Origin of the sequence: Spiroplasma endosymbiont of Megaselia nigra (assembly GCF_003987485.1) — a bacterium.
Lineage (GTDB): Bacteria > Bacillota_I > Bacilli_A > Mycoplasmatales > Mycoplasmataceae > Spiroplasma.
Window position 1 is genome coordinate 1 of record NZ_RCOO01000021.1, and the last position, 11,654, is coordinate 11,654.

Annotated in this window: 9 protein-coding genes and 1 pseudogene; 1 reads left to right on the forward strand and 9 read right to left on the reverse strand. The window is 30.4% G+C overall.

Going from position 1 to position 11,654, the window contains the following annotated elements:
• Positions 1-196: 196 nt before the first annotated feature.
• From D9R21_RS01910 to D9R21_RS01925, 4 genes are all read right to left on the reverse strand, one after another.
• Positions 197-1,123 (reverse strand): hypothetical protein, encoded by a 927-nt coding sequence (locus D9R21_RS01910; RefSeq protein WP_241568663.1) that lies wholly within the window; start codon positions 1,121-1,123, stop codon positions 197-199.
• A gap of 47 nt (positions 1,124-1,170) precedes the next feature.
• Positions 1,171-1,920, reverse strand: a complete 750-nt coding sequence (rnc, locus tag D9R21_RS01915) for a ribonuclease III (RefSeq protein ID WP_126820874.1) — start codon at positions 1,918-1,920, stop codon at positions 1,171-1,173.
• 7 nt (positions 1,921-1,927) lie between these two features.
• Positions 1,928-2,932, reverse strand: coding sequence for a phosphate acyltransferase PlsX (plsX, locus tag D9R21_RS01920; RefSeq protein ID WP_126820875.1), 1,005 nt, complete (start codon positions 2,930-2,932; stop codon positions 1,928-1,930).
• Positions 2,933-3,011: 79 nt separating this feature from the next.
• Positions 3,012-5,123 carry a polyribonucleotide nucleotidyltransferase gene (locus tag D9R21_RS01925; RefSeq protein WP_241568664.1) on the reverse strand — a complete coding sequence of 704 codons (2,112 nt, stop codon included), beginning with the start codon at positions 5,121-5,123 and terminating at the stop codon, positions 3,012-3,014.
• Between the two features lie 103 nt (positions 5,124-5,226).
• On the opposite strand from D9R21_RS01925, the gene D9R21_RS01930 reads away from it, so the two are divergent.
• A complete protein-coding gene (locus D9R21_RS01930; RefSeq protein ID WP_126820877.1) occupies positions 5,227-5,553 on the forward strand; it encodes a rhodanese-like domain-containing protein in 327 nt (108 codons plus the stop codon).
• A gap of 49 nt (positions 5,554-5,602) precedes the next feature.
• Here D9R21_RS01930 and dnaJ read toward each other — a convergent pair whose 3' ends face one another.
• The 5 genes and pseudogenes from dnaJ to D9R21_RS01955 form a co-directional block, all read right to left on the reverse strand.
• Complete coding sequence (gene dnaJ, locus D9R21_RS01935) at positions 5,603-6,739, reverse strand: molecular chaperone DnaJ (RefSeq protein WP_126820878.1); 1,137 nt, start codon at positions 6,737-6,739, stop codon at positions 5,603-5,605.
• 66 nt (positions 6,740-6,805) lie between these two features.
• On the reverse strand, positions 6,806-8,587 hold the full coding sequence (gene dnaK, locus D9R21_RS01940; RefSeq protein WP_126820879.1) for a molecular chaperone DnaK: 1,782 nt from the start codon (positions 8,585-8,587) through the stop codon (positions 6,806-6,808).
• Positions 8,588-8,615: 28 nt separating this feature from the next.
• Positions 8,616-9,239: a nucleotide exchange factor GrpE gene (locus tag D9R21_RS01945; RefSeq protein ID WP_126820880.1), complete on the reverse strand. Its 624-nt coding sequence runs from the start codon at positions 9,237-9,239 to the stop codon at positions 8,616-8,618.
• Positions 9,232-10,278, reverse strand: a complete 1,047-nt coding sequence (gene hrcA, locus D9R21_RS01950; protein ID WP_126820881.1) for a heat-inducible transcriptional repressor HrcA — start codon at positions 10,276-10,278, stop codon at positions 9,232-9,234. Before hrcA ends, D9R21_RS01945 begins: the two co-directional genes overlap by 8 nt.
• Positions 10,279-10,380: 102 nt before the next feature.
• Positions 10,381-11,502 (reverse strand): annotated as a pseudogene (locus D9R21_RS01955) (AAA family ATPase); the annotation flags it as partial.
• Positions 11,503-11,654: the final 152 nt, after the last annotated feature.

Below are 11,654 nucleotides of genomic sequence, written 5' to 3' on the forward strand. Positions count from 1 at the left end.
AATTTCTTTGTCATGAATCAAGTGTTTTTATATTTACTTTATATTTTTGTGCAATATAAGTAAGCGATGTTTGTTCAATTTCTTTTACTGTATTTTTTCGAAATTATGCAGTATATGTTTTAAATTTTTGTTCTTTTCCCGCCATTAAAAAATGCACCTCCTCTAAAAGTTTAGTAAAGTTCTTTTTTAATTTTACTTACTTTTTGGGGTGCACTCTATTAATCTTGATTTTATTATGTGAAGCATAAGAATTATTAATAATAATTGGAGGATAATCATCGCTTACCTGATAATTTAAAAAATCTTGATAATTTCCTTTTACCATAATTGGTGTTGTCCAATAATATGGTTGCACACTTTGAATATAAAAGTTTTCTTCTTTAAAAATATCGTAAGGTCGCATTGTTTCACTCATTAGAGCACGATCAGCAACTGAACCAATAATAACAGAATTTAAAAGACGAGTTTGTAAGTCATAAATTCGTTTCTGATTTGTACTAAAATCCTTATAAGCATTAGTAAAAATTAATGTATCTGTGACTAATCTAGGATTATCTGGTGAACTTACGAATGGAATTAAGTTTGCTGGATTTTGTAAATAACTAACCAATTCATGATAATCATCATTACTAAAAAAATAAACACTATCAGGAACAATATTAGTATTAAAGTTTAATATTACTTCACCGTTTTCCTTTAACTGTTCCATAAAATATGAATTTGAACTATTTGAAGCAAGCCATTTTCCTGACTGGTTACTTTCTGAATCCAATACAATTTGATAAGTATCTTTGCCATTTGGTTTTAACTGAAAATAATGACTTTCTACTTTATTATTGTCTAAATCTCCATCCTCGTTAATATAATTAATATTGTTTAAACCATATGATAAATTTTGATGGTTTGAAACAATTTTTAAATTATAATTAAATTGAAATGAAATATTAGTATCATACAAGTCATTACCAATTAATGCTAATTGAACCGTACTTAAATTGCTTGACATAATCATTCCCCCAAACAAGGTAATAATAATTCCTAACATTAAAAATAGGCCTAAAACTTGTAAACTATTTCTAGTAAAACTTAATCAAAAATTCTTAAACAAATGTCTTATCATCATTACTTTTCATCTCCATATACTTAAATTAGTTTAGTCATATTACATTGTTATTTATTTTCGAAATGATATTTTGATTTTGTTGCTAATTTTTGTAGCGCATCACGAGCAGCTAATTGCTCAGCTTCTTTATGAGTATAACCGCATCCTTCGCCATAACGAATTCCCCCAATTTCTGCAACCACAGTATATAAAACTCGATTTCCTTCTAATGGTGGTGATTCTTTAATTAATTTATATTCTAATGTTCGTGCATCACCAGCTTGTAAAAATTCTTGTAATTCCGTTTTGTAATCTCGAATTTGATCAAAAAAACCAGGATTAGAAACTATTTGAATAAGGGTGTCATTAATAAAATTACGAACAACTTCTTCACCCAAATCAAGATATAATGCAGCAATCATTGACTCATAAATATCAGCTAAAATACGATTTTTTTCATATCCTTTTGTTTTAATTTCTCCTTTTCCTAATAATAAGAAAGGTGCTCAATTCATTCGACGAACTAATTCTGCTAATGTTCCTTCCCGAACAATTTTACTACGTAAATTAGTAATTTCACCTTCATTTTTATCAGGAAAACTTAAAAATAAGTATAAGGAAATTTCTTTTGCTAAAATTGCATCACCCAAAAATTCCATTCGTTGATAAGTATAACTTAAATTATTTTCATTTGCATAAGAATTATGAGTTAAGGCTTCTAAATAATATTGTGGTTCTTTAATAAAAACATGATACTGTTTAAAAAAAGATTTTAACTCGAAAAAAAGTTGTTCTGGCTGTTTGTTTATAAACTGCATCGTATAATTAATCCCCCTTTAACAATTTAACTGTCATTTTTTGCACAAAATTATTGACAACTGCGGTACGAGTTAATTCTAAAGTACTAATTCATGATTTTTCATCACTACTACCATGCGTTTTAACAGCAATTGCTCTTAATCCTAAGACTAATGCTGCTGCATTATTTCGATAATCAAAGGTTTCACGAACTACCCGAAAAGCTTTTCGTAACGAAAAAGCTTTTAATTTTCGATAAAAATTCTTTGTTAATTCGTGTTTAATAACACCCATTAAATTTTTTGCCATTCCTTCCAATGTTTTTAGAGCAATATTACCAGTAAAACCATCTGTTACAATAATATCAACAACATCACTAGTAATATCACGTGGCTCAATATTTCCTTTAAAAAAAATATTTTTATTATTTGCTAATAATTTATAAGCTTCTTTATGATAATCTTTTCCTTTTGATGCTTCTTCACCAATATTTAAGATTGCCACACCTGGTTTTGGATTGTGCATAATTTCTTGCGCATAAACACTAGCCATAATTGCAAAATTAACAAGATCTTGGGCATCATTTTCTAAATTAGCACCAACATCTAGCATTAAAACAGACTTTCCCTTGTTAACTGTTGGAATAAAAGGCATAAAAGCTGGCCGTGAAACTCCGGAAATTTCTCCCACAATAAAATGACACGCTGCTAAAAAAGCTGCAGTTGAACCACCAGATACCAAAGCATCTACTTTTTGATCACGCAATAATTCAGTTCCACGAACCATTGAACTATTTGGTTTACGACGAACTTCCATCATACCTTCTGTCATTGCAATTACTTCTGTTGTAGCAAAAATTTCATATTTTGTATTATCTAACTTTGTTGCTGCGGTGGCAGCCTTCAGTTCCTTATCAGCTCCAATTAAAATAAAAGTAACATCGTCATATTTCTTCATAAAAACTTTCAAAGCGTCTATAATTGGTTTAATGCCTAAATCATTTCCCATCATATCAATTGCAATTTTACTCATAATTAAATCTCCTAACTCCTTATTTAATTATAACAAATATTTTAGTTATTTATTTAAGAACCAACATTAAAAAATTAAGTTACTTTTTAGGTAATATTTCAATTAATTGTAACTTAATTTTCCCTTTCCCATCAATTTCTATTACTTTAACTTTAACAATATCGTTTAATTGAACAATATCTTCTGCTTTTTCAACATGTTGTTTAGCTAATTTAGAAATATGAATTAAACCATCAAGATTTTCTTTTAAATTAACAAAAACACCAAATTTTTCAATTTTAACAACTGGTCCAATTATTTCTTCACCAACAATAACTGGCATTGCAATTGCTTTAATTAACTTATATGCTTTTTCAATCGCTGTGCTTTCTCTATGGTAAATTGTCACTTGGCCATCATCCTCAATATCGATTTTAACATCATCTGATTTTTCAATAATAGCTGTAATTATTTTACCACCCGGACCAATAACTTCCCGAATCTTATCAACAGGAATCATAAATGTTTTCATTTTTGGTGCTGTTGGTGTTAAATGTGCTCGTGGTTCAGAAATAGTTGCTAAAACATTATCTAAAATTGTTAAGCGCGCTTTTTTTGCCGCTTTTAAAGCTTCTTGGAGAATTGTCTTGTTAATTCCTGCAATTTTAATGTCCATTTGTAAGGCACAAATTCCCTTTGCATTTCCGGCTACTTTAAAGTCCATATCACCAAGATGATCTTCCATCCCTTGAATATCAGTTAAAATAGTATAGTTATTTTTTTCTTTAATTAAACCCATTGCAATCCCAACTACTGGCGCTGTAATTGGCACTCCAGCCGCCATTAGAGCTAATGTAGCAGCACAAATTGATGCTTGGGAAGTACTACCATTTGATTCTAAAACTTCGGAAACAATACGAATTGTATATGGAAACACTTTTTCGCTAGGAATAATTTGTAATAATGCTTTTTCTCCTAATGCGCCATGACCAATTTCTCGTCGTGAAGGAGGACCCATTCGCCCAGTTTCACCAACTGAAAATGGTGGAAAGTTATAATGATGCATAAAACTTTTACCTTCTTCATTGGTAATTCCATCAATAATTTGATTTTCACCTAATGCACCTAATGTTACAACTGATAAAACTTGTGTTTCACCCCTAGTGAACAAAGCACTACCATGAACAACTGGTAATATATCAATTTCACTACTTAATGGGCGAATTTGATCTAATTTTCGGCCATCTAAGCGTGTTTTATCAATTAAAATTTGGCGACGCACTTCTTGACGAATAATATTATGTAAAGCTGTTTTTAATTCTAGAGTCAATTTTTTCTGTTCTTTTTCTAAAAGTGGAACTGGAATAGAATAATTATTAATTGCTTGTTCAACTAAATGTTCAATTGTTTCATAACGTTTTGTTTTTTCTTTAATTCGAGCAGCTGTAATTAACTCTTTTGCATAATTGTTATTAACATAAGTAATAATTTCAGAACGAATTTGAAACAATTCAACTTCCATTTTTGGTACCCCAACTTTTGCAATAATTTCATGCTGAAAAGTAATTAATTGTCGAATAACATCATGTCCCGCTAAAATTGCTTGCAACATTAAACTTTCAGAAACTTCTTTTGCCCCCGCTTCAACCATATTAATTGCCTCCGCTGTTCCAGCAACAATTAATTCCATTTTGCAATTATTAATTTGTTCTAATGTTGGATTAATAATAATATTATTATTTTGATCAACAGTTACTAATGTTCCCGCTACTGGGCCAGCAAATGGAATTTTAGAAATACTAAGTGCTAATGATGCCGCAAATAAACTAACCACCCGCACATCATGATCATTATCAACAGCAAGAACATTAATAACAATTTGAACTTCATTACGAAAATTTTCTGAAAATAATGGCCGTAAAGCACGGTCAATTACTCGTGCTGATAAAGTACCATATTCAGATGGCTTCCCTTCTCGTTTTAAAAATCCACCCGGAATTTTTCCGACTGAATATAATTTTTCTTGAAAAACAACTGTTAAAGGAAAAAAATCACCTTCACTAAGTTTGTTATTAACTGTTGCGGTTACTAAAACAACAGCATCACCATAACGTACTAAAATTGAACCACTTGCTTGTTTTGCTAATTGGCCATGCTCAACAATTAGTTCCTGATTATTTATTATTTTTTTAAATACTTGTTTTGCCGTCAAAACTCTTAATTCCTTTCTGTGATACTTAATCTTTTTAATTTTATCACACATTATTTTATATTTACGATATGATATAAATATACAAAAAAATAAGGAGTACACAATGAACCAAAAAGCAGTCTATATGGATAATGAAATCTTTGAAACACAAAAAGAACAAGCTTTATTATTAGATGTCCGCACTGAGATTGAATTTAAAGCGTTACGACAAATTCCAAATTCAATCAATGTTTATATTTTTGATTTGCTCCAAGATCCATCGCGTTACTTATCAAACAAAAACCAATTAATTATTACATTATGCAATGGTGGTAATCGCAGTAGTGAAGCAGCATTGGAACTACGACAATTAGGATATCATAATGCCTATGTTTTAAGAACTGGGATTTATGGTTATTACCGTTGAAAAGAACAAGAAACAAAAAAATAAAAAGTTTTAAGCATGATATTAATATCATGCTTAAAACTTTTTTTAATAATTATAAATCCTCATAGAAATCATCAGTAATTTTAAACGAACTATTATTTCTTAACTTTTGTAAAATTGTTTTTTCTTCTGGCGATAATTTTGTTGGAATTGTTACAATCACATTAACAATTAAATCTCCTCGTTTTGTCGATGTTGGTGATTTAAAAAACCCATGATTTGGAATATTAAAAATACTATTTGTTTTTGTATTTGGTGGTAATTTCAAATGAACATCCCCATCAAAAGTTGGAACTTTAATTTCAGCTCCTAGTAAAGCATCTAAATAAGATACTGGTAAATTTAAATGAAGGTTATCATTAACCAGCTTAAAATATTTATTTGGTTTTACTGAAATTTCTAAATAAATATCTCCCCGTGAACCATTATTTAGACCGTAGTTTCCTTTTTCACGAATTCGTAACTGTTGATTTTCATAAATTGATTTTGGTAACTCAATTTCTACTGTTTCTTTCCCACGATAATTCCCTTGACCTTTACATTTTGAACATTTATTAGTAATTACTTTTCCGCGCCCCTTACAATCGGGACAAGGTTGTTGTGATTGAATCACACCAAAAATACTACGCTGTTCAAGGTTAACATAACCATAACCATCACAAGTTGTACAAGTATGAATGTCTTTTTTAGGGTCTTTTGCTCCAGTTCCATCACACATTTCACATTTTTTATCAATATTTAAATCTAGGTTTATTTTCTTCCCAAACATTTGTTCTTTTAACGTTAATGTAACACGTGCAGAAATATTTTCCCCTCTAATTGGTTGATTACTAAAACCACGGCGTTTTTTACCACCACCAAAAAAGTTTTCAAAAATATCACCAAAACCACCAAAACCACCAGAGAAAATATCTTCAAAATCTCCCGTACTACTAAAACCATGACTAAAGCCACCAAAACCATTGGGGTCAGTTCCAGCATGACTAAACTGATCATAATTGCGACGTTTATTTGGATCAGATAAAACTTCATAAGCTTCATTAATTTCCTTAAACTTTGCTTCGGCATCTTTCTCTTTTGAAACATCAGGATGATATTTTTTTGCTAATTGTCGAAAAGCACGTTTAATTTCATCATCAGTGGCATTACGATTAACGCCAAATACTTCATAATAGTCTCGTTTTCCCATTACCATCTTTCTACTTTCTCTTTTAAAGAAAAGATAACTAAAAGAATTTTAGTCATCATTATTGTCTTATTTATCTTTTTTGTCATCATCATTCGTAACTTCTGGTTCAGATTGATCACCTTGTTGGTCATTCATAAATTTTGAAGCTTCAGCCATTGCTTGTTCTAATGCTGCCATTTTTGCTTCTAAACCAGCATAATCTTCTTTTTCTAACAATTCTTTAATTTCTTTGGCCATTTCTTCAGAAGCTTTTAACTGTTCAGGATCCATTTTATCCTTATTTCCTTCTAAAGCTTGTGTAATTGTTGAAAGATATGACTCTGCCTTATTACGCAATTCAATGTTTTTTAATTTTTGCTCATCTTTATCTTTATTTTGTTCTGCTTCATTAATCATTCGTTGAATTTCTTCTTCTGTTAAACCACCACCATTAGTAATGGTAACTGATTGTTCTTTAATTGTTTTTAAATCTTTTGCAGTAACTGATACAATTCCGTTTGCATCAATTGAAAACTTAACTTCAATTTGGGGAATTCCTTTTGGTGCTGGTTCAATCCCAGACAATTGGAATCGTCCTAATGATTTATTATCTGCTGCCATTTTACGTTCCCCTTGTAAAACATGAATATCAACAGCTGGTTGATTATCAGCAGCGGTTGAAAACACTTGTGATTTTGATGTTGGAATTGTGGTATTACGAGGAATTAAAACAGTTGAGACTTTTCCTAATGTTTCAATACCTAATGATAATGGTGTAACATCTAATAATAAGACATCTTTTACATCACCAGCTAAAACTCCCCCTTGAATTGCTGCACCAATCGCAACAACTTCATCAGGATTAATTGTGCGGTTTGGTTCTTTTCCTAATTCATGTTTAATAACTTCTTGTACCGCTGGAATTCTCGTACTTCCTCCCACTAGTAAAACTTGGTCTAAATCACTAGGTTTTAATTTTGCATCAGCTAATGCTTTACGAACTGGTTCAATTGTTCGTTGAACAAGGCTTTTTGTCATTTCATCAAATTTTGCTCTTGTTAATGTTAGGTTTAAATGTAATGGATTTCCATCACGCGCAGTAATAAATGGTGCTGCAATTTCAGTTTGTAATTGTGAAGAAAGATTTTTTTTCGCTTTTTCTGCTTCTTCTTTCAATCGTTGCATTGCCATTTTATCTGTTTTTAAATCAATACCATTATCTTTTTTAAATTCATCAACCATTCATTGAATAATAACTTCATCAAAGTCATCTCCTCCTAAATGATTATCCCCAGCAGTTGCTAAAACCTCAAATGTTCCATCTGCTAAATCTAAGATTGAAACATCAAAAGTTCCTCCCCCTAAGTCAAATACTAAAACTTTTTGCTCTTTATCAACTTTATCAATTCCATAAGCTAATGCTGCCGCAGTTGGTTCATTAATAATTCTTTCAATTTCTAATCCAGCAATTTTTCCAGCATCTTTTGTTGCTTGTCGTTGTGCGTCATTAAAATAAGCCGGAACAGTAATAACTGCTTTTGAAACTTTTTGTCCTAATTTTTTCTCAGCATAGTTTTTTAAATAACGTAAAATTTCAGCAGAAATTTGTTCAGGACTATAATCTTTATTATTAACATGAACTTTCTCTGATGTCCCCATTTTACGTTTAATCGAACTAATTGTATTTGGGTTTGTTACTGCTTGCCGTTTTGCCGCATCTCCCACAATAATTTCTTCATTTTTAAATGAAACAACTGATGGTGTTGTTCGTTGCCCTTCGGGATTTTCTAAAACTTTAAAATCTTTTCCTTCCATCACAGCAACACATGAATTTGTTGTTCCTAAATCAATACCAATAATTTTTGCCATATTATCATACCTTTCTCTCTTAAATTAGTTATTTTGCAACTTGCACTGATGCATGACGTAAGACACGATCATGAATCATATATCCTTTTTGTAAAATTTTAACAATACATCCTGATGAAACATCAGTTGTTTCAATAATTTCAATTGCCGAATGGAAATTAGAATTAAAGTGTTCTCCTACTTTTGTCTCCATTGCGGTAATGCCTTCTTCTTCAAAAACCGTTTTAAACATACGATAAATCATTTCAAACCCTGTTAAAAAGTTTTTTACTTCTGGTGTTACATTAGTAACTTGCAAAGCACGTTCAAAGTTATCTAATGTTGGCAATAATTTTTCTGCCATCCCTGCTGCACGATAACGTTTAATATCAGCAACTTCTTCATGAATTCTTTTCTTTAAATTTTCACCATCAGCTAAAGATAATAATTTTTCTTCTTGCAAGCGTAAATTATCTTTTAACAATAAATCAATTTCATGTTCTAAATCTTCAATAATTGCCAAATTATTTGCTTCAGCTGTCGGTGCTGTTGCTGTTTTCCCTGATTCTGACGGTGAATCAGCAGGTTGATTATTTGCTAATTCTTTCCGTAATTGTTGAATTTTTTCTTTTAATTGGTTTGGCGAAGATTTATCATTTTTTTCATTACTCATTAATCTCACCCCCTCTATCTTCTTTTTGATATGCTTCTTTAATCCGATAAGCTAATCATTCAAGAACTTCATAAATCTTATCATATTCTAACCGCTTTGGCCCCACTAAAGCAATTCCTCCTTCTTGCATATCATCAACCTTATAAGTTGTTGTCAACAAAGCCACATCATCATTTTTAAACCCTGTTTCATTCCCAATTTGAATTGAAACAAGATTTTCGCTTGGGTTATTCTGTTGTTTTTTAAAATAATCAAACGGTGAAATTGTTTCAATTAAGCGAATAACTTGTTTAATTCGTTCTGGGTTATTATATTCCGGATTTTGGAGCATATATTGAATCCCGTGAGTTGAATAACTTGGTTTAACAATACTTGTTAAAGCGTTAACAAATTGTTTTAAAATATATTCATAATGTTTTACTTGTTGTTCTAAAATTGGACGAATTACCTCAAATTTTGTTGGAATATCAGTTATTTTAGTATTTTCTAACCGTGTATTAAATAATTCAACAGAAATTTTTAAATCGTTCATTGAACTATTTTTATCAATTGTAAACATTTTATTCTCAACATGCCCATTTGTTAAAACAAAGACAACAACTGCTTGTGTTTCAGAAATTGGCAATAATTCAATTTTTTTTAATAATTCTTCTTGAAAGTTTGGACCAACAACAACTGTTGTTAAATTTGTCATTTCACTTAAAATTTGGCCTGTTTGATCAATAATATCATTAATTGACATATTTCGATTAACAAATAAGGCTTCAATCCGGTTTTTAATATCATCAATATTTTTCTCAACCATCAAGTTATCAACATAATAACGATAACCTTTTGTTGATGGGATTCTTCCCGATGAAGCATGTTCTTTTTCTAAAAAACCTTCTTTTTCTAAAATTGCACATTCATTACGAATTGTTGCAGAAGAATAATCTATTAAGGACGAAGCCATAATAGCTTTACTTCCAACAGGCTGTGCTGTTTTTGTGTATTCTTCTACAATTACTTTTAAAATATTTTCTTGTCGTTGGGTTAACACCAGCAGCACCTCCATTCTACAATTCTTATAAATATTTGTCAATTAACACTAAATAGTGCTAACAGTTAATATTATAAATTTATCATTTAAAGAATGCAAGTGCTAATTTAATTTTGTGCTATTCTTAATAACCATTTCATTTTTAACTACATCAATTGTATAAGATTTACCCTCTTGAACTTCTTCTGAAATAATAGCATGAGCAATTAACGATTCAATATTTCGTTGAATATATCGCTTAATTGGCCGTGCTCAAAATTAACGATCATATCCTTTGTTTAAAATTTTTTCTAATACTTTTTCAGAATAACTAATACGAATGTTTTTACTATTTTCAATTCGTTGTGTTAATTCAGCTAATTCTTTTTCAATAATTTCTTTAATAACATCTTTTGATAAAGCATTAAAGGTCACAACATTATCAATTCGATTTAAAAACTCTGGTTTAAATTTTCTAGCTAATTCTTTTTGAATTAATAAACCAACACCATCATTATTTTCATTTAATAAATATTCTGATCCAATATTAGAAGTCATAATAATAATTGTATTTTTAAAATCAACAGTTTTACCTAATGAATCAGTTAAACTACCATCTTCTAAAATTTGCAACAAAATATTTAAAATATCAGGATGTGCTTTTTCAATTTCATCAAATAAAACAATTGAATATGGGCTTCGACGAACAGCATCGGTTAATTGTCCACCCTGTTCATGACCAACATAACCTGGTGGCGCCCCAATTAATTTACTTACTGAATGTTTTTCCATATATTCAGACATATCTAATCGTACCATTTGTTTTTCTGAGTTAAAAAGAACATATGCTAAACTACGGGCAACTTCTGTTTTCCCAACTCCTGTTGGTCCTAAAAATAAGAAACTACCAATTGGTTTATTTGGGTCTTTAATTCCACTTCGACTACGAATAATTGCATCAGCAACTAATTGAATTGCTTCGTTTTGACCGCGAACACGACGCCGTAAAATCTTACTTAAATTTAATAATTTTGTCTTTTCTGTTTCTACTAAACGGTCAACTGGAATACCGGTTCACTTTCCAACAATTGCAGCAATATCACGCTCAGTTACATCTTCTTTCAAAAGATGTGAACCTGAAGCTTGTTTTTCTTGTTCATGTAATTGTTTTTCTAGTTTTGGTAATAAAGCATATTGAATTTCACCAGCACGATTAAAATCACCACTTAATTGCACTCGCTCTAGAGTGCACCCCAAAAAGTAAGTAAAATTAAAAAAGAACTTTACTAAACTTTTAGAGGAGGTGCATTTTTTAATGGCAGGAAAAGAACAAAAATTTAAAACATATACTGCAGAATTTCGAAAAAATACAGTAAAAGAAATTGAACAAACATCGC